This window comes from Deinococcus arboris (assembly GCF_009755355.1).
Classification (GTDB): domain Bacteria; phylum Deinococcota; class Deinococci; order Deinococcales; family Deinococcaceae; genus Deinococcus; species Deinococcus betulae.
In genome coordinates this window covers 1-19526 of sequence record NZ_WQLB01000005.1, presented here as the reverse complement: position 1 = coordinate 19526, position 19526 = coordinate 1, and the positions used below count along the sequence as shown (strand labels likewise).

18 protein-coding genes and 1 tRNA gene are annotated in these 19526 nt (G+C 66.1%); 10 read left to right on the top strand and 9 right to left on the bottom strand.

The genetic code is table 11. The features are described 5' to 3' along the window. Nucleotides 1-6: 6 nt before the first annotated feature. Entirely contained in the window at nucleotides 7-960 is a 954-nt protein-coding gene (locus GO986_RS05255; protein ID WP_157458235.1) for a hypothetical protein, read from the top strand. A gap of 124 nt (nucleotides 961-1084) precedes the next feature. Here the strand turns inward: GO986_RS05255 and infB are convergent, their stop codons facing one another. From infB to rimP, 4 genes are read right to left on the bottom strand one after another with little or no spacing between them, the layout of a single operon-like run. Next, nucleotides 1085-2902, bottom strand: coding sequence for a translation initiation factor IF-2 (gene infB, locus GO986_RS05250; protein WP_157458234.1), 1818 nt, complete (start codon nucleotides 2900-2902; stop codon nucleotides 1085-1087). Nucleotides 2903-2948: 46 nt separating this feature from the next. Further along, entirely contained in the window at nucleotides 2949-3221 is a 273-nt protein-coding gene (locus tag GO986_RS05245) for a YlxR family protein (RefSeq protein ID WP_157458233.1), read from the bottom strand. A gap of 3 nt (nucleotides 3222-3224) precedes the next feature. Beyond that, nucleotides 3225-4406 (bottom strand): transcription termination factor NusA, encoded by a 1182-nt coding sequence (gene nusA / locus GO986_RS05240; RefSeq protein ID WP_157458232.1) that lies wholly within the window; start codon nucleotides 4404-4406, stop codon nucleotides 3225-3227. 41 nt (nucleotides 4407-4447) lie between these two features. Then, nucleotides 4448-4909, bottom strand: coding sequence for a ribosome maturation factor RimP (gene rimP, locus GO986_RS05235; RefSeq protein ID WP_157458231.1), 462 nt, complete (start codon nucleotides 4907-4909; stop codon nucleotides 4448-4450). Between the two features lie 205 nt (nucleotides 4910-5114). On the opposite strand from rimP, the gene GO986_RS05230 reads away from it, so the two are divergent. Beyond that, nucleotides 5115-5189 (top strand) — tRNA-Val (locus tag GO986_RS05230). Between the two features lie 52 nt (nucleotides 5190-5241). Here the strand turns inward: GO986_RS05230 and GO986_RS05225 are convergent. After that, on the bottom strand, nucleotides 5242-5979 hold the full coding sequence (locus GO986_RS05225; protein WP_157458230.1) for a YkgJ family cysteine cluster protein: 738 nt from the start codon (nucleotides 5977-5979) through the stop codon (nucleotides 5242-5244). A gap of 35 nt (nucleotides 5980-6014) precedes the next feature. Between GO986_RS05225 and GO986_RS05220 the strand changes: the two genes are divergently transcribed. The 6 genes from GO986_RS05220 (at nucleotide 6015) to GO986_RS05195 (ending at nucleotide 12542) form a co-directional block, all read left to right on the top strand. Continuing rightward, nucleotides 6015-7031: an HD-GYP domain-containing protein gene (locus GO986_RS05220; RefSeq protein WP_224571339.1), complete on the top strand. Its 1017-nt coding sequence runs from the start codon at nucleotides 6015-6017 to the stop codon at nucleotides 7029-7031. A 22-nt stretch (nucleotides 7032-7053) separates the two neighbouring features. Continuing rightward, nucleotides 7054-7893, top strand: a complete 840-nt coding sequence (locus tag GO986_RS05215; protein ID WP_369409169.1) for a phosphotransferase — start codon at nucleotides 7054-7056, stop codon at nucleotides 7891-7893. 35 nt (nucleotides 7894-7928) lie between these two features. Continuing rightward, the gene (gene upp, locus GO986_RS05210) at nucleotides 7929-8552 is read left to right on the top strand and encodes a uracil phosphoribosyltransferase (protein WP_157458229.1); all 624 of its coding nucleotides are present in this window, start codon (nucleotides 7929-7931) and stop codon (nucleotides 8550-8552) included. A gap of 584 nt (nucleotides 8553-9136) precedes the next feature. Next, the gene (locus tag GO986_RS05205) at nucleotides 9137-10273 is read left to right on the top strand and encodes an MraY family glycosyltransferase (protein ID WP_157458228.1); all 1137 of its coding nucleotides are present in this window, start codon (nucleotides 9137-9139) and stop codon (nucleotides 10271-10273) included. After that, nucleotides 10273-11412, top strand: a complete 1140-nt coding sequence (wecB, locus tag GO986_RS05200) for a non-hydrolyzing UDP-N-acetylglucosamine 2-epimerase (protein WP_157458227.1) — start codon at nucleotides 10273-10275, stop codon at nucleotides 11410-11412. Before GO986_RS05205 ends, wecB begins: the two co-directional genes overlap by 1 nt. 380 nt (nucleotides 11413-11792) lie before the next feature. Beyond that, a complete protein-coding gene (locus tag GO986_RS05195; RefSeq protein WP_157458226.1) occupies nucleotides 11793-12542 on the top strand; it encodes a shikimate dehydrogenase in 750 nt (249 codons plus the stop codon). A gap of 152 nt (nucleotides 12543-12694) precedes the next feature. Here GO986_RS05195 and GO986_RS05190 read toward each other — a convergent pair whose 3' ends face one another. The 4 genes from GO986_RS05190 to GO986_RS05175 all read right to left on the bottom strand — a co-directional run bounded on the left by GO986_RS05190 (nucleotide 12695) and on the right by GO986_RS05175 (nucleotide 17386). Further along, complete coding sequence (locus tag GO986_RS05190; RefSeq protein WP_157458225.1) at nucleotides 12695-13696, bottom strand: ABC transporter permease; 1002 nt, start codon at nucleotides 13694-13696, stop codon at nucleotides 12695-12697. Nucleotides 13697-13706: 10 nt separating this feature from the next. Next, nucleotides 13707-14735: an ABC transporter permease gene (locus GO986_RS05185; protein ID WP_157458224.1), complete on the bottom strand. Its 1029-nt coding sequence runs from the start codon at nucleotides 14733-14735 to the stop codon at nucleotides 13707-13709. Nucleotides 14736-14933: 198 nt separating this feature from the next. Beyond that, entirely contained in the window at nucleotides 14934-16511 is a 1578-nt protein-coding gene (locus tag GO986_RS05180; RefSeq protein WP_157458223.1) for an ABC transporter substrate-binding protein, read from the bottom strand. A gap of 290 nt (nucleotides 16512-16801) precedes the next feature. Then, on the bottom strand, nucleotides 16802-17386 hold the full coding sequence (locus GO986_RS05175; protein ID WP_157458222.1) for a hypothetical protein: 585 nt from the start codon (nucleotides 17384-17386) through the stop codon (nucleotides 16802-16804). A 204-nt stretch (nucleotides 17387-17590) separates the two neighbouring features. Here GO986_RS05175 and GO986_RS05170 point away from each other — a divergent pair, with 204 nt between their 5' ends. Together GO986_RS05170 and GO986_RS05165 are read left to right on the top strand one after the other, a co-directional pair. Continuing rightward, nucleotides 17591-19051 carry a glycoside hydrolase family 3 protein gene (locus GO986_RS05170; RefSeq protein ID WP_369409168.1) on the top strand — a complete coding sequence of 487 codons (1461 nt, stop codon included), beginning with the start codon at nucleotides 17591-17593 and terminating at the stop codon, nucleotides 19049-19051. A 142-nt stretch (nucleotides 19052-19193) separates the two neighbouring features. Next, nucleotides 19194-19403, top strand: coding sequence for a hypothetical protein (locus GO986_RS05165; RefSeq protein ID WP_157458221.1), 210 nt, complete (start codon nucleotides 19194-19196; stop codon nucleotides 19401-19403). Nucleotides 19404-19526: the final 123 nt, after the last annotated feature.

Here is a 19526-nt window from a genome sequence, read left to right as displayed (position 1 = left end):
GACAGGATGACCACCGCGCCCCTTCCCGCTCTGGCCCCTGAAGCACCGCCGCAGGTCCGGCCCTGGCCGCTGTGGCGGCGTTTCATCTTGCATTTTGGTGCGGTGTACCTGGCCCTGTACTTTCTGGCTGGGGTGCAGGGCTTTCTTCCAGCGGAGACCGCCTGGCCCGTGGCCGATGCCGTAAGCCGCGCCCTATTCGGCGCGCCGCTCCCGGCTCTGGGTGAAGCCACCGGCAGTGGGGACACCGCCCTGCTGTGGGCCTGGACGCTGTGCCTCCTGCTGGCCTCCCTGATGGCGGGTGGGGCGTGGACGGCGCTAGCCCCCTCGCTCCTTCGCCCGCAGGTGCTGACGACGCTTGGCCGGTTCCTGCGTGTGGTTTTAATCGTCTGGCTCACGGTCTACGGCATGGCCAAGTTCAATCTTGGGCAGTTTGACCTGCTGTCGTCCACGCAACTGGCCACCACTTACGGCGAGTCCAGCCCGATGGGCCTACTGTGGCGTTTCATGGGTGCCAGTCCCGGCTACCAGTGGGTGGCGGGTGTGGCCGAGGTACTGCCGGCCCTGCTGCTGCTGCACCGCCGGACGGTGACGCTGGGCGCCCTGATCGCCGCTATGACCCTGAGCAATGTGCTGGCCCTGAACCTCTTTTACGACGTGCCGGTCAAGAATTTCAGCGCCCATCTGCTCCTGGCAGCTGTGGTCCTACTGGCGATGGATGCCCGCCGCCTGCGCGCCCTGGTGACAGGCGAGGCCGTACCGGCCTGTTCGGGGCGGCCCCAATCGGGGCTGACGACTGCCGCCGCCTGGGTGATGACTCTGCTTCTGCTTGTGGCAGTGGCCTTTAACGTCCGGACTGGTCTAGCGGCCCTGAACACGGACCGCCAGCGTACCCAGGTCAGCGGGGAACCGCTTAAAACGCGCGGCTTTCATTGGGTCAACGAAACGCCGCACAACAGATAAAGCTGTATTCCAGAGGTCCAGGCCAGAGGTGATAAGCGATTTCAGGCTCTGTACCGCAACGACATGAAGCCAAAAAGGGGAGAGGCGCCGCTGTGGACGCCTCTCCCGCTAGGTTGAGCTTGGCTTACGCCTGCTCGACTTCCACCATTTCGCTGGCTTCGATGATGTCGCCTTCCATCACATCGTTCCAGTCCAGGTTGATCCCACACTCGTAGCCTGTCTGCACTTCACGGACATCGTCCTTGAAGCGCTTGAGGCCCACGACCGTACCCTCATAGACGACCTGCTTGCCGCGCGTGACCTTGGCTTTGGCGTTGCGCTTGAACATACCGTCGGTGATGTACGACCCGGCGATGTTGCCGCTCTTGGGGTGACGAATGACCATGCGGACTTCGGCGCGGCCGAGGTATTTCTCCTCGAACACCGGCTCGACGTTACCCTTGATCAGGCGGTCCACTTCGTCAATGAGTTCGTAGATGATGCGGTAGGACTTGATGTCCACGCCCTTGCTGTCGGCCACCTTCTTCACGCCGCCCGAGGGCGTCACGCTGAAGCACAGGATGGTCGCTTCGGCGGTGGACGCCAGCAGCACGTCGCCTTCGGTGGGGGCACCGATGCCGGCCAGCATGACGTTGATCTTCACGTCGTCGCTTTCCTTGCGGGCCAGGATGCCCTGCAGGGCTTCGACGCTGCCCTGGGTGTCGGCGCGCAGAATCAGGTTGACGGTGCGCACGCTGCCCAGCGGCCCCATCATCTCTTCCAGGGTCAGGCGTCGCTGCACGCGGGCGTTCTCGGCGTCGCGGCGGGTGTCCACACGCTGCGCCACCACCTCACGCGCGGCGTGCTCATTCTTGGCCGAGCTGACCGTTTCGCCGCTGCTGGGCACCTCACTGAAGCCCAGAATCTGCACCGGCGTGCTGGGGCCCGCGTCCTTGATGCGCGCGCCTGCGCTGTCACTCATGGCCTTGATCTTGCCGTAGCCTTCGCCCACGACCAGGAAGTCGCCCACATGCAGCGTGCCTTCCTGCACCATGACGGTGGCCAGCACGCCGGCCTGCTTGTCCACCTTGCCTTCAATCACCACGCCGCTGAACTTGCCCTTGGGGTCGGCGCGCAGGTCTTCAAGTTCGGCGGTCAGGCTGATGTATTCCAGCAGGTCTTCCACGCCCTCGCCGGTCTTGGCGCTGACCGGCACGACCACGAGGTCCCCGCCGTATTCTTCGGGCACGAGGTTGAGCTGGGTCAGGTCGGTCTTGACGCGCTCGGGGTCGGCCTGGGGCAGGTCCACCTTGTTGATGGCCACGATCATGGGCACCTTGGCGGCCTGCGCGTGGGCAATAGCTTCGCGGGTCTGGGGCATCAGCGAGTCGTCGGCGGCAATCACGATGATGGCGATGTCAGCCACGTTGGCGCCGCGCGCCCGGATGGTCGTAAACGCTTCGTGGCCGGGCGTGTCGATAAAGACGATCTTGCCCTTACTCGTCTTGGCTTCAAAGGCCCCGACATGCTGGGTAATCCCGCCGGCTTCCTTGGCCGCGACCTTCGTCTTGCGGATGTAGTCCAGCAGGCTGGTCTTGCCGTGATCCACGTGACCCATGATGGTCACGACGGGCGCGCGGTGGGGGACTTCAGATTCAGCCTCGGGCTCGGCCACAGCGGTCGAGGCTTCGGCCGCCTTGGGCGCGGCACTGGACTGGGCCGTGGCTGCCGGTGCCGACTGAGCGGTGGTGGTGGCTTGGGCGACTGCTTCTGGCTCAGCGGCGGCAGGAGCCTCGCCGTCCTGCTCCTCGGCCAGAATCTGCTTGATCAGCTCGACAGTGTCTTCTTCGATGGTGCTGCTGACGCTCTTGTACGACACGCCCAGGCCATCGAGAATTTCCAGCATTCTTGCGTTTTCGACGCCAAGGTCCTTGGCGAGGGTATAGATACGAACTTTCGACATGCTCACCTCCGGTGAGTCCTGCTCTGCGCCATAGGCGCAAAACGCATTATGAATCGGGGGCGCCCGGCGTGACCGTGCGCTGTGCCAGTTCGGCCACAGTCGTCGCCTGAGCGCCAAAAGCCCGCCGCAGCCGCTTGTCTTGCCAGCAGGTGGGTGTATCTGCGCACAGGTAAGCCCCCCGGCCCTGTCTGGGCCGCTGCCCCAGTTGCCACGCGCCGTCCACCTTGGTCAGGCGCAGGAACTCGCCTTGCGGCCGTTTGCGGCGGCACGCCACGCAGGTGCGCTCGGGGATGTGACGCGGGGTCTGGGGGCCGGTCAAGGGTTACTCCACGTCGTCCGGGCTGGCGGTGGCCACCGACTTGCTGTCTTTAAACAGCGCGTCGAAAGCCGACTGGGCCGCGCCGCTGCTCTGGCCGTCCTGCTCGTCCTGCAGGGCCTGCTGCATGGCGGCGTCCAGGTCACTGATGGCGGCCGTTTCGCGCAGGTCAATCTTGAAGCCGGTCAGCTTGGCGGCCAGGCGCACGTTCTGGCCACCCTTGCCGATGGCCAGGGACAGCTGGTCTGGGGTGACAGTCACGGTGGCCTCGCGGCGCTCCGGCTGAACCTCAATCAGGCCCACTTTGGCGGGGGACAGCGCATTGCGAATGAAGTCGCGGGTGTTGCCGTCCCACAAGATCACGTCCACGCGCTCGCGGCCCAGTTCGCCGGTCACCGCCTGAATGCGGTTGCCACGGTGCCCGATGCAGGCGCCGATGGGGTCCACATTGCTGTTATGCGAGAACACGGCGACCTTGCTGCGCTGCCCGGCCTCGCGCGAAATGGCCTTGACCTCCACGATGCCGTTGGCCACTTCGGGGATTTCCTGACGCAGCAGGTAGTCCAGCAGCCGCTCGTCGGCGCGGCTGGCCAGAATGGTCGGCCCCTTGGGCGTCTTGCGCACTTCCTTGAGGTAAATCTTGACGCGGTTGCCGGGGGTCAGCTTCTCGCCGGGAATCTGCTCGCGGGGCGGCAAGATGGCCTCGCCGGCGCCCAGTTCCACGAACCAGTTGCCCTTGTTGTCGCTGCGAACCACCTGGGCCGTCAGCACCTGGCCCTCGCGGTCCTTGTACTCGTTAAAGACCACGTTGCGCTCGGTCTCGCGCATCTTCTGGGTCAGGGTCTGCTTGGCGGCCTGCAGGGCGATGCGCGAGAACTTCTCGCGGTCGACCGGAAACTCCATCTCCATGCCGATTTCGACGCCGGGGTCCAGCTCCAGCGCGTCGGCCAGAGAGATCTGCAGGTGCTCGTCCTCAACCTTTTCCACGACCTCGCGCACGACCAGCACTTCCAGTTCGCCGCTCTGGGGGTCCAGGTGCACTTCAATGCGCTTGTCGGGTTCGACGTTGCGGGTGTATGCCTGCGCGAGGCTCTGCTCGAACGCCTCAATCAGTTGCAGCTCGTTGATGTTGCGTGCCTGCGCCACTTCGCGCAGCGCATCGGCAAAATTGAATTCTGGTTGGCTCATCTCACTCTTCCTTTGCCCCCGCCCTGGGGGTGCAGCCCTGATTAACGGTGACGGTCCGGGAACTCGGCCAGGTTGGCCTGAAAGGTGCCGACCGTCAGGGTCTGTGCCTCGCCGCCTACCATGAAGGTCACGCGGTCACCCTCAACGGCCTGAATAGGGGCTGTGAAAGCCACGCCGCCCTCGCCGCGCACCCGCGCTTTTAACCCCAGCATGCGCTCGAAATGGCGCGCACGCAGCAGGGGCCGCTTGGCGCCCGGCGATTCGAATTCCAGGCGGTACTCGCCGGCAATCGGGTCGGCTTGGTCAAACTCGACCTCGGCAGCGCGGCTGGCTTTCGTCAGGTCGTCCACCGTGACCGGCTGCTCGTCGAGGCGGTCAATGCGAATCAGGACAATCGGTTGTCCGCCCAGATTCTGCACCTGAACTTCCAGCACCTCATATCCCAGGGGATCGAGGGCTGTGCGGGCCAGTTGCTCCAGATTGTGTGTTGCGTTGTTATTCATATTGTCTCGGCCAGCGCAGAGCCAGCCTGTTCAACCACCCCCTCCACGAAAAAAGGTGGGTCTGTTCACCCACCCCTCGTTCGAGGAACAGCCCCCAGTATACCCCAGCAGGCGTGCCAGACCGGCATACGCTTACAAAGCCTGCCCGGCCGCGTCCCTCCCCCTTGCGCCGGGCGCCCGGAGCCTTTAGGATGTCAGGCCGCGTGGGCGGTTAGCTCAGCGGTAGAGCTTTCGCCTTACAAGCGACGGGTCGGGGGTTCAAATCCCTCACCGCCCACCACAGAAAACCCCCGCGCCAGGCGGGGGTTTCTCTTTTGGCTGTGGGGTGCTCCTTACTCCCCGAATTCCAGCAGCATCCGGTGGGCCAGCCCGCGCCCTGAAGCGACCTGCCAGGCCCGGCGCGCATCCCCGGCCGCAACGGCCGCCATGAACCTGGCGTCGGCGGCCAGCGTGGTCAGCAGCCAGAAGTCGCCCCAGACCTCCAGGCCCCACTCGCGGCGCATGGCGCGGGCAGCGGCCGTCCACACCGGCTCTGAGAGGTGTTCCAGCGGGGCAATAAAGTGCAGTTCGCCGTCGGTGCCGGGCGTGCGGGCCACCTCGCGGCGGTACTCGGTCTGCTCGCGGCGGCTCATGCGCTCCCAGGTCTCGGCTTCGCAGTAGTGGGCCGGAAAAGCGCTGTAGGTGTCGCGGCAGCGCGTGGGCCGCGCCTCATAGCGGCTGCAACTGCCGGTCTCGCGGTCCAGAATGGGGCAAAACCCCAATTCCAGGCGGTGGCGGCGCACATATTCATCGTCGTCGCGCGCGGTGCGGGCGTTCTGAACGGCGGCGCGGGCGTGGGTCTCGACGGCGCTGGCCTGCGCCTCGTCCACTGCTCTGGCCATCAGCAGCGCCTCGGCCAGGCTCACCCGGATAGGCATGGTGCAGCACGCACTGCACCCCGCGCCGCAAAACACCCGTCCGCCGCGCTGTGCATAGCCAGTCAGCCAGCTTTTAGCCTGGCGCTCGTAGCGGGCATAGGCCTGCTGAACGGGCGCCGTAACCGACTCGTGGGGAAAGGGAGAGGCCGTCATGCGGGGCAGGGTAGCGCGGGTATACTACCGGCAACGTGTTCAGGCGCCCCCGCACCCCCCAGCAGACGCCCAGCCCTGCCGACCCGCGCGGGTCCGGTACGCCAGCGGGTGAGAGCCTCGACGCCACCAGGGTCATCGCTGACCTGCTGGCCCGCCCCAGCCAGGAGGGCATTCTGGAAGGCGCTCTGTCGCACGCCGCAGCCCTGATGGGCGGGGGCGTGCAGGGCTTTGCGGTGGTGCGCCGGGGTCAGGACCGGGTGGCGGCGGTGCTGGGCTACCCCAAGGCGTTGCTGGGCGTGGCCCTGGGTGGGCCGTGGGCCTCTATGCGCCCGCGCATCCTGGCCGACGGCGCCCGCGAACTGTACGAGGGCAGTCCGTCTGAGGTGACGGCGCTGCTGGACGAGGCGGGCATGCGCGCCGTCACCGTGTCGCTGGTCGTGCCGCTGACGGTGCGCGGCCGCAATCTGGGCGCCCTGGTGCTGGACCGCACCGGCCCCGAGGGCCTAGCCCCCGCCACCCAGGAAGCCGTGACCAAATGGGCGGCGGCCGTGGCACCCTTGCTGGGCGTCCTCGAAAGCCGCGAGGAGTGGCGCGCGGCTTCCCGGCACCTGACGAGCGCCCTGGTCGAGGCCGTCGAGAGCGGCGAATTTGACGCCCTGGGGCACTCTCAGTCGGTGGCGGACGTGAGCGTCAAGTTGGGCAAGCTGGTCGGCCTGACCGAGCGCGAGCAGGAAGAGGTCTGGTACGCCGCCATGCTGCACGACATCGGCAAGATTCACGGCGAGCAGGGGCACGCGCAGGTGGGGGCCAACTTTCTGCATGGGGTGCCGCACCTCAGTGAAGCCATGAAGGCTGTGCGACACCACCACGAGCGCTGGGACGGCCAGGGTGAACCCGACCGCCTGGCCGCCGAGGACATCCCGCTGTACGCCCGCATTCTGGCGGTGGCCAACGCCTACGTGCGGCTGGGTGACGCGGACCGCGTGCGCGCCCAGGCGGGCAAGGCGCTTGACCCCCGGCTGACGGGGCTGCTGGAGAAACTGCCGCAGTGAGCGCGCCGCTGTGGGGGGGGGCGTGACCCTGCGGCCCGCCCAGCCTGGTGACGCGCCCCCGGCCCGGTTTCCGGTGCTCGAAGCGCAGTACGGCCCGCTGACCCCGATGGATTCGGGGATGCAAAGCCGCGTGTATGCCACGGCCGACGGGCAGACCGTGGTCAAGGTTTACCGCAACCACCAGGGCGACCACCGCACCGAGGCCCGCAACATGCGCCGCGCGGGCCTGGGGGCCTGGGTGCAGGACGCCACCGAGGCCGACGGAATTGAGGCCCTGATTCTGCGCCGTTTTCCCGGGCGGCCTCTGCGCGCCGCAGACGTGCCGCGCGCCCTGCCCCAGCTGCGAGACCAGTTGGCCGGCCTGCACCGCGAGCAGGCCGGCCACGTAGACCTGCGGCGGGTTCAGGAGCGGCTGCGCCGGTTTCGCAGCGCCCTGGCCGCCTACCCGCTGGGTGACCTGTTTGACGCTGTGGAGGTTCCGCTGGAACGCGGCCTGCTGGCGGGCCCGGCCGCCTTTTGCCATCTGGACCTCTGGCACGACAACATCCTGATGAATCCAGAGAGCGGCGAGGTGCTGGTCATTGACTGGACCAAAGCCGCCTGGGACGACCCCCTGCGCGACCTGGCGCTGCTGAAAACCGGCACCCTCGACCTCCTGCCCCCTGACGAGAGCCTTCAGGCGGCCCTGTCCCTGTTGCCGGACCAGGACCGGGCCACGCTGACCCGGTACCGCGCCTACCTGGCCATGACGACCCTGCATGACCTGTACTGGTTTCTGATGAACGAGCCGTATGAATTTGAGGGCCAGCGTGACGCCAAGGTGCCGCGTGCCCGGCACGTCCTGGCCCGGCTGCCCGGCTAGGCGTACGGGCGCGGGGCGGCGGTATGGTGGGGCACATGGTTACGGTCGTGACTCATCCCCTTGTTCAACACAAGCTGTCCATCATGCGCGACGTGCGCACAGGCGTTAAAGAATTCCGCGAGCTGGCCGGCGAACTGAGCCTGCTGCTGGCCTACGAGGCCATGCGCGACCTCGACCTGGCCCCCGAGCGCCTGCACACCCCTATCGTTGAAGACGATTTTCCGATGCTCAGCGGCAAAAAGCTGGCCCTGGTGGCCATCTTGCGCGCCGGGCTGGTCATGACGGACGCCATTGTTCAGCTGGTGCCGGCCGCCAAAGTGGGCCATATCGGCCTGTACCGTGACCCCCAGACCCTCGCGCCTGTGGCCTACTACAACAAGCTGCCTGCAGACATTGCCGAGCGCCGCGTCTTTCTGACCGACCCCATGCTGGCCACAGGCGGCAGTGCCAGCGCGGCCATTGCCTTTCTGAAGGAGGCTGGGGCCACCACCATCAAGCTGATGTGTATCCTGGCGGCCCCTGAGGGCATTCAGGTTATCGAGCGCGACCACCCGGACGTGGAGATCGTGGTGGCGGCAGTGGACAGCCACCTGAACGACCACGGCTACATCGTGCCGGGACTGGGCGACGCAGGCGACCGCATCTACGGCACCAAGTAGGCTGCAGGACATAAGCGCTGGCATTCAGTCACAGCTATAGGGGTGAATGCCGATTCCTATCCAGACAATCCAGAGCCACTTCGGGATGAATCCGAGGTGGCTCTGGGTCAACTGCATATTAGACCATTGGTTTGTGAAGACAGGCTGTCCAGCTGGCTTTCTACGTCCTCGTACTGCAGCGGGCGCTTCGTCAAATCCCCTGACTCTTCTGTTGGTGTATTTCGGCCTCCGCTCCGATGCTGAGGAGGTGCGGTCCTTAAAGCAGCCAATCCACTGGCCATCAACCTTGCATCAGGCGGCGACTTAGACCCTCGCGTTGGTGCCGAAACTGTGCGAGTACGCCGAAGCCCGTCTGTAGAGCAGCTGGCCATACGCGCACAGCAGCGCTGATGTTGCTGTAGGTGACCCCGGACAGTTCGCCGCTGGTTCTACTGTCGGCCGACTGCCGGAAGGAGCCGCGGCCCCCGGCCCAACTCGTAGCGAAAATCGTAGAGCCCTGGATGGCGGTGTGTTGCTCAGCGCGCCGCACCCCTCCTTCTGGTTGACGTCCCCCCATGTTCCAGCCGTTACACTTGGGGCCGTTTATGGACGCATTGCAGGCGCTGGCCGCACAACTGGGAATAGCCGACCTCCGTGGCCGGGGCTTTCTCAGCGTACTCATTACCTTTCTGGCTGCCGGGGTCTTTACCTGGTTTTTCATTCCGCGCCTGCGCGCCTTCGCCATTCAGGCGGGTTGGGCCGACCAGCCCAACGAGCGCCGCCTGAACAAAGAGCCTCTGCCCAATGCCGGCGGCCTGGCCATCTACGGCGGCTTTCTGGTCAGCATCGTCCTGGCGTGGGCGCTGCGGCCCATTGCCGTAGAGATCGTGAATATTCAGGTGCTGGCGATTTTACTGGGCGCCACACTGCTGGTGCTGGTGGGCTTTATTGACGATCAGTACGGCTTGTCGCCCCTGGCCCGGCTGGTGGTGCAAACGCTGGCCGCCGCGCTGCTGCTCGTCAACGGTCTGCGGGTGGACCTGAACGCCATTCCCTTCTTGCCCTCGCTGCCCGAAGCGGTCAACCAACCGCTCAGCTCACTGGTTACGATTCTCTGGGTGGTGGGCCTGACGAACGCCGTCAACCTGCTGGACGGGGTAGACGGCGTGGTGGGCGGCGTGGCTTTTGTCGCCAGCTTCGTGCTGCTGGCCACCGCCGCCCAGTTTCCAGATCGTGCGGCGGCCGTGGTGCTGCTCGCTGGGCTGTCGGGCGCCGCCCTGGGTTACTTGCGCCACAACTTTAACCCCAGCCGCATCATCATGGGCGACGCGGGCAGCACCCTCTTTGGCTACACGCTGGCGGCCGTCAGTCTGTTGGGCACCCTGAAGGTCAGCGCCGGGGCCAGCCTGCTCGTGCCGCTGATCGTACTGGCCTTGCCGCTTCTGGACACCACCCAGGTCGTGATTGGCCGTCTGGCACGCGGGATTCGTAACCCACTGCGTCACCCCGACAAGACCCACATTCACCACCGAGTGCTAGCCCGAACCGCCAGCGCCCGGCAAACAGCCGTAATTTTATGGCTGGTGGCCCTGGCCTGCGGCGCCGCAGGCATGTCGCTGCAAGGGCTGCGGCCCGAAGCCATTGGGGGCACCGTCCTGGCGGCCTCGTTGTGTCTGTTTTTTGTCGCTTACCGCCGCATTCGCGCGCGGAACCTGGAAGCGGCGCGGGAAGGACAAGTCTGATGCATACCACCAAACACGTTGTTCTGGCCTTTGGCACCCGTCCCGAAGCCACCAAAATGGCCCCTGTGTACGCCGCCGTTCAGGCACAAGCCGGGCTTCACGCGTCTATCCTGTCCACCGGACAGCAGCGGCAAATGCTTGACGGCGCGCTGGCCGTCTTTGGGCTGACGCCCGACCGCGACCTGAATGTCATGACCGACCGGCAGACCCTGGCCGACCTGACCGCCCGCATCGTCCCACAGGCTGGGCGCGTGCTGCGCGAGATGGGCGCCGACATGGTGCTGGTTCACGGCGACACCACCACCTCCTTTTGCGTGGCGCTGGCCGCCTTCTATGAGGGCATTCCGGTGGGTCACGTTGAGGCCGGACTGCGCAGCGGCAGCCTGAAAGAACCCTTTCCCGAGGAAGCCAACCGCCGCCTGACCGGTGTCCTCTCCACCCTGGATTTTGCCCCCACCGCCGGCAGTAGGGCCAATCTGGTGCGTGAAGGCAAGTCCGAGGCGGGTATCTTCGTGACGGGTCAGACGGCGGTAGATGCGGTGCGTGAGGTCGCGGGCCGCGTCCCTCTGCGCGCCGGGTGGCGGGCGCGGGTAGAGGCTGGGCAGCCACTGGTCACCGTGACCATGCACCGCCGCGAGAACCAGCCCATGATGCGTGAGATGGCGCTGGCCCTGGCCCGCGTGGCCCAGGCCCACCCCGACCACCACTTTATTTACCCGGTTCACCTGTCGCCTGCTGTGCAGGAAGCGGTGCGCCCGGCCCTGTCGGACGTGCCCAACTTCGAGCTGGTAGACCCGCTGGACTACAGCGACATGGCGCCTCTGATGGCGGCGTCTCGCCTGCTGGCCACCGACAGCGGAGGGCTTCAGGAGGAAGGCGCGGCCCTGGGCGTTCCCGTGGCGGTGCTGCGCAACGTCACCGAGCGCCCCGAAGGCGTGGAGGCTGGCGTCCTGACCCTGGCCGGCAACGATCCGGCAGGCTTGGAGGCGGTCCTGAGCGGCCTGCTGGGCAGTGCAGAGACCTTGCAGGCCATGCGCCAGGCCCGCAACCCTTACGGCGACGGCCACGCTGGAACACGGATTGCCCAGGCGATTGCCTGGCATTTTGGCCTGACCGAGCGCCCCGCCGACTGGGGGTAAGAGGAGAGAGGCCGGTCGCCCTGGCAAATGGGGAGAACAGAGCGAGATTCGGGTCTTCTCTGCCCAGCTTGGTCGTCCTTCTGGTCTTTGCGTGGCCTTTCTATCTAAAAAATGGACTTCATACCGACTTCGATTGAATCGAGCAGAATGCCGGGTGGAATCCGAGCGGACTTGGAAAGCTGCGCAGCAGAGCGAGCAGGAACAGATGCGGATTCCGCGATATGGAAGCGCAGACGGTGCTTTTCCGGCTGTGCTGCAATGAAGCGGAATCCGCATCAGGGGTTGAATTGGCCACCCTGCGCTCTGCCCAGACGCAGGCGTGAAAGCCAGCAGCCATCTCACCGTGGTCCTGCTGGTCAGCCGAGCTACACTGAAACTCAATGCCCGCGTTTGACACGCCTCTGGCCCTGATTGGTTACACCACCCACGCCGCCCGCGCCCTGCGTGACCTGGGCATCATTGCGCTGTCGGTGCCGACCGACGACCTGGGCAAGGTGCTAGACGCCTGCCGGCCGCTGCGCTTTACCGGCGCGCTGGTCCATCCCAGTCAGGAGGCTCATGTGTTCGAGCAGGTGTCCCCTGATGCGGCGGCCCGCCGGGTGGGCCGGGTGGACGCAGTGGCGTTTTCTGGCAGCTTGCACGGCACCTTCGCCCAGGCCGACGCCCTGACGGACTTGCTGAACGACTCGGGCTACGCCTCGCGGGGAGCCAGTGCCGTGCTATTGGGTCAGCATGCGGGCGACCTGGCCCTGGCTCTGCCCCTGGCCCGGCTGGGCTTTACCGAGCTGGGCGTGGTGGCTGCCAGTGCGCCTGACGCCGAACGGGCGGCGCGTGACGTGCCGGCTGGCGTGCGCGTCTATCCCCTCAGCCGCCGCGACCCCAGCGTGAACGACCTGGCCGGCCGCGCCGACCTGATCGTGCTGACGGCCGGAGAGTTGCCGCCCGGCCTGGTTCAGCCCTACCACACCGTCATTGACCTGACCGGCCACGCCAATGTCAGCGGCACCGGGGCAGGCAGCCTCGATCTGCGTCCCCTGCCTCTGCGCCGCCTGGCCCGTCAACTCGCCCACGCGACGGGCCAGCGCTTTCACGCGCAGGACCTGGAGGGAGCCTTACACGCGCTGGATTGAGGGTGCGTAAGCGCCACAGTAAGATGGAGCGGCTCACTGGATGACGCCCTAGTCAGTTGGTCGCATCGAGATCTGACGGCTATCCAGCACCGTCCTCATACCAGCAAGAAGGGCGAGACCACGCGGCTCGCCCTTTTATAAGCCCCTTCCGCTTACTGCGTGCTTCTGGGGTCCAGCACGTCCCGCAGGCCGTCGCCCAGCAGGTTAAAGCCTAACACGGTCAAGAAGATGGCCAGGCCCGGAAACACCATCGTCCACGGCGCGTCAATGTAGTACTGGCGGCTGTCGCTGATCATGGTGCCCCATTCGGGAAGGGGTGGCTGCGCCCCAATGCCCAGGAAGCCCAGCGCGGCGACCTCAATGGTAGCGGTGGCGATGCTCAGGGCGCCCTGCACAATTAGCGGCGAGAGGCTGTTGGGCAGCACGTGCCGGAAGATCATGCGGCCCTGGGTGGCCCCCAGGGCGCCCGCCGCCTGCACGAATTCACGCTCGCGTACCGACAGCACCACGCCGCGCGCCAGACGCAGGTACACCGGCACCTGCACCAGCGACACCGCCAGCATGGCCGTCACGAGCTGCGGGCTGTTGAGCGCGAAGAGGCGGTCCAGGCCCGCAATCAGCAGCGGTGGATTGTCTGTCGAGAAGATGCTGGCAAAACCGATGGCGAGCAGAATGCTGGGAAAGGCCAGCATTACATCCGTCAGGTAGCCCAGGGTGGAATCCAGCCAGCCGCCAAAATACCCGGCCAGCACGCCCAGCAGCGACCCTATGATGAGCGCCAGCACCGTGCTCACCACGCCCACTTTCAGACTGATGCGGGTGCCGTGGAGCACGCGGGTCATGATGTCGCGGCCCAGGTTGTCGGTGCCAAGCGGCGCGGCCCACAGGTTCACCTTGCCCGTCACCGGGTCGGTGTAGGTCTCGGCCACCCCCTTGTCCCAGAGGGCGCTGACGCTGGGGGCTTTCAGGGTCAGGCGGTAATTGCGGTCCGTGGTGGGGTCATAGGGCTTGATGACACTGGCAAAGACCGCCAGCAGCACAAAGACCGCCACGATAATGGCCCCCACCTTGCCGGGCGTGGAGCGGCGAAAGCGGCGCCAGAAAATACTGTCCTGCTTATGTTTGGTACTGGGAAGAGTGGTTGCAGTCGTCATGTCATGGCCCTCAGCTGTACTGGATGCGCGGGTCGAGGGCGGCGTAACTCAGGTCCACGATCAGGTTGGCCACGCTGACCACCAGCGCCGCGAAGATCACCCCGCCCTGAATAATGGGGTAGTCACGCTGGCTGATGGCCTCGTAAACCCAAGAGCCAATGCCTGGCCACGAAAAGATCGTTTCGGTCAGCACGGCGCCGCCGAGCAGGGCGCCGGCTTGCAGCCCAATGACAGTGACCACGGGCAGCAGGGCATTACGCAGCGCGTGTTTGGTGGTGACAGTCCGGTGCGTCAGCCCCTTGGCGCGGGCGGTGCGCACATAATCCTGGCCCAGCACGTCAAGCATGGAACTGCGGGTAATTCGGGCGATGATGGCCAGGGGAATGCTGCCCAGGGCAATGGCCGGCAGAATCAGGTGCCGCAGAGAATCCCAGGCGGCGGCGGGCTGGCCCCGCAGCAGCGCGTCCAGGATATTAAATCCCGTGATGGGCTGAATGTCGTAGTCGGTGCCCAGGCGGCCACTGGGCGGCAGCCAGCCCAGTTTGACGGCAAAAAAGTACGACAGCAGCAGGCCCAGCCAGAAGACGGGCATGCTGACGCCCAGCAGTGAAATGGTGGTCGCCAGATTGTCCCAGCCACTGTTGCGCCGCAGCGCCGCCAGAATACCTGCCGGCATACCGACCACCAGGGCAAACAGCAGCGCGGCAATACTCAGCTCGGCGGTGGCCGGAAAGCGGGCTTTCAGGTCATCCCAGACCGGAATATTGCTCTTGATGCCTGTGCCCAGGTCGCCCTGAAGCAGCGCGGTCATGTATCTGGGGTACTGGGCGTCCAGCGGATTGGCTGGATTAAAGAACCACGGCTTGTTCAGGCCCAGCTGCTCGCGCAGGGCGGCTGCGGCTTCGGCGGTGGCGCGTTCGCCCAGCATGGCCACGGCCGGGTCGCCGGGAATAGAACGGACAAATACAAACACCACCAGGCTGATGCCCAGCATGACCAGCACGGTCCGCAGCAGGCGGCGAATCAGGTAACTGCCCAAAGCAGACCTCCAGAAGAGTGAAGGGGAAGCGGAGACGGAACGTGCGCGGCGGTTGGCTCGCGGCGCACACAGACAGGAAAAGGCGTATTGGCGCACAGTGTAGCGGGAATCACAGGCCCCGCGTCCCGCTCCGGTGAACTGTGCGGTCAGACAGCCGCGCGCCTCCCCAGACCGGAGAGGCGCGCGAGTGGGCCGGTGTTACTTCTTGCCGGTAATCGTGATGGTGTTAAAGGCCTCGCTGCCCAGGGGGCTGGGAATCCAGCCCTTGACGTAGGTGCGCGCGGCGGCCAGGGGGTTGGAGTGCACCATGGGGATGCGGTACGCGGCGTTGTAGGTGATTTCGTGCAGCTGCTGGTACACCTTGGCCTTGGCGGCCTGGGTGGCGGCGGCGCGGCCCTGTTCCAGCAGGGTCTGCACGTTGGCGGGGTTCCAGTTGATGTCGTCGCTGGCGTTGCTGCCGTAGTAAGCGCCGTAGAAGTTGTCCGGGTCGCCGTAGTCGCCCGTCCAGCCGATCATGTACATGTCGAAGCCGGGTTCCTTGTTGCGGTCTTCCAGGTACTTGGCCCAGTCTTCGGTCTTCAGGTTGACCTTGATGCCAATGGCGCTCAGGTCGGCGGCAATCGCTTCGGCAATGGGCTTGGGGTTGGGGAAGTAGGGGCGGCTGACGGGCATGTACCACAGGTCCAGCGAGAAACCGTTGGCGTAGCCGGCGTCCGACAGCATTTTCTTGGCGGCGGCGGGGTCAAACTTGTAGTCGGCCGGCACCTTGCTGCTGTTGGCCCAGGCCATCACGGGCGGCACGAAGCTGGCGTTGCTGGTGCCCAGGCCGTTCCAGAAGGCGGCCACGATTTCTTTCTTGTTGATGGCCATGCTGATGGCCTGGCGCACCTTCTCGTTTTTCAGGTAGGTGTTGCGGTTGTTCAGGCTGACGAAGCCCACGTTGAAGGAGGGGCGCTTGACATCCACCAGGTTGTTGTCGCCCTGAACGCTCTTGAGGCTGTCAGGGGTCAGGTCGTTGGCAAAGTCAATGGTGCCGGCCTTCAGCTCGTTCAGGCGCTGCGAGGCGTCTTTGATGGAGCGGATGACGAGTTGGTCCACCTTGGCCTTTTCGCCCCAGTAGACTTTGTTGGGCAGCAAGGTCACGCGGTCGCCGGTGCGCCAGCTCTGGAAAATAAAGGGGCCGGTGCCCATGGGCTTGCTGGCGGGCGTGCCGTACTTGGCGCCGTCTTTCTTGATGGCGGTCGGGCTGGCAATGCCGAAGTACCCGGCGGCCAGCACGTTGGGCAGCACCGAGGAGGGTTTGTTCAGTTCCACGCGCACGGTGGAGTCGTTCACCTTGACGATGTTCTTGATCACGGCCGTGGCGTCACCCTTGTAGCCGCCCAGCAGCTCGCCCATGATTTCGAAGGTGCGGCCCTGGTCGCGGAAGCCGTAGGGGTGCGCTTTGTCCCACCAGCGGCTCAGGTTAAAGACCACGGCGTCAGCGTTAAACGCGGTGCCGTCGTGGAAACGCACGCCCTTGCGCAGCGTGAAGGTCCACTGGGTGTTGTTGGCGTTGGGCGTCCACTTGGTCGCCAGACCGGGCACCAGGTCGGTGGTGCCGTTCTTGAAGTCCACCAGGGTGTCGTAAATCTGGCGCTGCACCAGAATGGAAATGCCGTCGGTGATGTTGCCCGATTCCAGGCTGACGGGTTCGCCGTTGCCGCCGAAGACCAGCGTGGCGGCCGACGCGGCGCTGAGGGTGGAAAGCAGGGCGGTCAGAAGCAGTTTCTTCATGGAGCCTCCGCACCGTGGGCGACCGGCCAGGCTGGCGAATGCCAGGAGTGCGCGGTGCTTGCCGGTGGTGAACAAAAGGAAAACGTGCGTTTAGGGTAGGGGCCGCCCCCTGGGGTGTCAAGCGGCGGCCCCCGGACGGCCCCGGCCGCAGCAGGCTCAGCAGTCCCGCTCTGTCCTGATCCGCGAAGTGGCAACGGCTCTGGCTTGGCCTCTTGGTGGTTTCGTGCCCTCCACCGTGCAGGCCAAGGTGTTATTGGGTGTCAGTCATTGCTCGCCTGGCGGTTGCCAGTTCAGAGCCGGCAGCCGCTCAGCTCGGCCCAGGCGGCTGCGAATCCCGCCCCCCAAAAGGTCAGGCCAGCTTGGTCCGGTGCGGCCAGCTTCAGCGTCATGTTCTGTCCCGCCTGAAGGGCCGCCAGCAGCGCCGCCGCGTCTGGTTGGGTCAGCGTGAACAGGTCGGGCCAGTCTGCGCGGGTGCGGGTCAGGCTTACATTTCTGGGCGACCCGTCCCCCAGGTTCGCCACCAGGGTCAGGGTGCCGGCATTCAGGGGCGTCAGCGCACTCCAGCTCAGCCGCATCTCGGTCCGTCCACTGGCCTCGCACGGTAGCAGCAGATAATCCTCGCCCAGCCGCGATTCCAGCGGCGCCAGAAAGGCAAAGCGGTTGCCCCAGGCGGTCAGCAGGGAGGCGGCGCGGCTGCCCGGCACCACCCGCAGCGACGGCCCCCAGATGCCGGGCACCACCAGCGCCGGGTCGTGGGGCAGGTCGGCGGGGGCCGCCGTGCCCTGAGCGACCGCCCAGCTGCCCAGCCACAGGGCAATCACAGACAGAAAAGAGGTGGTAGGCCGGACAGACCGGGTGGCGAGGGCACTCTTCATGTGACTCCTTGAGGCGGGAAGACCGCCGCACAGAGGGCTGCGCGGGCCAGGGCAACAGGAAACCAGCGAAGTGAAGAAGCGGTGTGATCTGAACTCTACCGCGTCGGGGAGAGGTGTGGTGGAGGAGACCCTGTCTTTCTCTGGTTCCCAGGCCTACAGAGTCGCCCGACCCGCCTCCCGCCGCTGTGCCGTACCCTGCAGAGCGTGACCCCTCTGCCCAAGCCCGGCGCCCTGCTGATGGTGGACATTCCTGGCCCTGTGCTGGACGACAGCACGGCGGCGCACCTGCGCGAGCACGGCATTCGGAGCGTCTGCCTGTTCGGCAAGAATGTGCAGAGTGCCGCGCAACTGCGCGCCCTGTGCGCCGACCTGCGCGCCGTCATGGGCGACGGCGCCCTGATTGCCCTGGACCACGAGGGCGGCGCGATTGTGCGTCCCGACTTCTGGCCATTCGCGCCAGGGGCCATGACCCTGGGCATGGCCGACGACCCGGCCCTGACCGAAGCCATCAGCGCAGCCCTGGCCCGGCAACTGCGCAGCGTGGGCATCAACTGGAATTTCGCCCCAGTGCTGGACGTCAACGTGAACCCTGCCAACCCGGTCATAGCCGAGCGTGCTTACGGCGCCGACCCCACGCTGGTCACCCGTCAGGGCCGCGCAGCCCTCGCCGGACAGGCCAGAGCCGGGGTGGCCGCCTGCGTCAAGCATTTTCCGGGGCACGGCGACACCACCCTGGACAGCCACCTGGCCCTCCCGACGGTCCACAAGTCGCTGCCCGAACTGGACCAGACCGAGTTGGCTCCGTTCCGCGCGCTGCTGCCTCAGGCGCCCGCAGTCATGACCGCGCACATCATCTACCCGGCGCTGGACGCCCAGCACCCTGCCACCCTCTCGCATCCCATCCTGACCGGGTTGCTGCGTCAGGCCTGGGGCTATGAGGGCGTGATCGTGACCGACTCGATGGGCATGCAGGCCATAGACGGCCACTACGGCCGGGGCGAGGCGGCGGTGCTGGCCCTGCAGGCCGGCGCTGACCTGGTCATGGCGCTGGGGCGCCGTGAGGCCCAGGACGCCACCCTGGCGGCGGTGGCGCAGGCCCTGCAAGACGGCCGCCTGCCTCCCGAAGCCATCCAGGCCAGCCTGGGCCGCCTGGACGCGCTGGCCCGCCAGTACCCGGCCCAGGCCGACCCTGGTCTGGACCCCGCAGCCGACGCGGACCTGCTAGACCGCGCCTGGGCTGCTGGACTGAGCGCCTACCGCAACCCCCAAGCCCCCGTCCCTGGCTCGCGCGTGGTGCTGGTCGCACACCGGCACCCCCAGCGCCAGACCGTCAGCGAGGCGGGCGCCGACGCCGAGACCCTGGCCCGTGAACTGGGCACGGTCTACGACGTGCAACTGCATGCCTTCGAGGACCCAGAAACGCTGGACTGGCCTGCTCTGCGCGCCCTTGGCCTGCCCGTCATCCTGGCCACCACGGCCCGGCACCGGCACCCGGCCCTGGTGGGGGTCACGCCTGACCTGCACCTGGCGCTGTACAACCCCTACGCCGCGCTGGATGTGGATGCCCCGGCCCTGGTCACGGGCGGCTTTCGCCCGGAAGCCCGCCGCGCGGTGCTGGCCTGGCTGCGCGGTGAGCAGGCGGCGACAGGGCAGCTGCCGTTCTGACCGTGGTGTTCTATTTCCCCCTTGGGGTTACAGCAGGCCACTCAAGTCCACGGCGGCGGCTGTCTGGGATGCAGAACCGAGCGTGAAGCTGGCCCTACCTGCGCTTCATGCCGACGGCTCCGGGCCTCTTTAACCTCGGGGCATGACTATCAGTGCTGCCATGTCTCTTGACCCCATCCTGGCCCGTATGGGCCACCAGGCCGCCACCCTGCGGGAAGCCGAATTGATGCGCCAGGTGCTGAACGAAGCGCACGCGGGCCAGGAGATAGACGACCTCGACGAAACCACCTGGCTCGGTCTGGTGGGTCAGATGGAGCAGCTCAAGCTGGCCAGCGACCCCGGCATGAAGTAAGACGAACTCCGATTCAACCAGTTGAATGCGAGCAGAGCGAGGAGAAGGAAAACGGATTCCGGGCATGGAGTTGGCAAACCGGCTCTTTCCCAATTTGTTAGCGCTACAGACGACATCCGTCTC

Coding starts and splice junctions, on each gene's coding strand:
- rimP (WP_157458231.1), bottom strand. CDS start 4,909: ATGAATAACAACGCAACACACAATCTGGAGCAACTGGCCCGCACAGCC.
- GO986_RS05195 (WP_157458226.1), top strand. CDS start 11,793: ATGCCCGCGTTTGACACGCCTCTGGCCCTGATTGGTTACACCACCCAC.
- GO986_RS05205 (WP_157458228.1), top strand. CDS start 9,137: ATGGACGCATTGCAGGCGCTGGCCGCACAACTGGGAATAGCCGACCTC.
- GO986_RS05255 (WP_157458235.1), top strand. CDS start 7: ATGACCACCGCGCCCCTTCCCGCTCTGGCCCCTGAAGCACCGCCGCAG.
- infB (WP_157458234.1), bottom strand. CDS start 2,902: ATGTCGAAAGTTCGTATCTATACCCTCGCCAAGGACCTTGGCGTCGAA.
- nusA (WP_157458232.1), bottom strand. CDS start 4,406: ATGAGCCAACCAGAATTCAATTTTGCCGATGCGCTGCGCGAAGTGGCG.
- GO986_RS05180 (WP_157458223.1), bottom strand. CDS start 16,511: ATGAAGAAACTGCTTCTGACCGCCCTGCTTTCCACCCTCAGCGCCGCG.
- GO986_RS05225 (WP_157458230.1), bottom strand. CDS start 5,979: ATGACGGCCTCTCCCTTTCCCCACGAGTCGGTTACGGCGCCCGTTCAG.
- GO986_RS05190 (WP_157458225.1), bottom strand. CDS start 13,696: ATGACGACTGCAACCACTCTTCCCAGTACCAAACATAAGCAGGACAGT.
- GO986_RS05175 (WP_157458222.1), bottom strand. CDS start 17,386: ATGAAGAGTGCCCTCGCCACCCGGTCTGTCCGGCCTACCACCTCTTTT.
- GO986_RS05165 (WP_157458221.1), top strand. CDS start 19,194: ATGACTATCAGTGCTGCCATGTCTCTTGACCCCATCCTGGCCCGTATG.
- wecB (WP_157458227.1), top strand. CDS start 10,273: ATGCATACCACCAAACACGTTGTTCTGGCCTTTGGCACCCGTCCCGAA.
- upp (WP_157458229.1), top strand. CDS start 7,929: ATGGTTACGGTCGTGACTCATCCCCTTGTTCAACACAAGCTGTCCATC.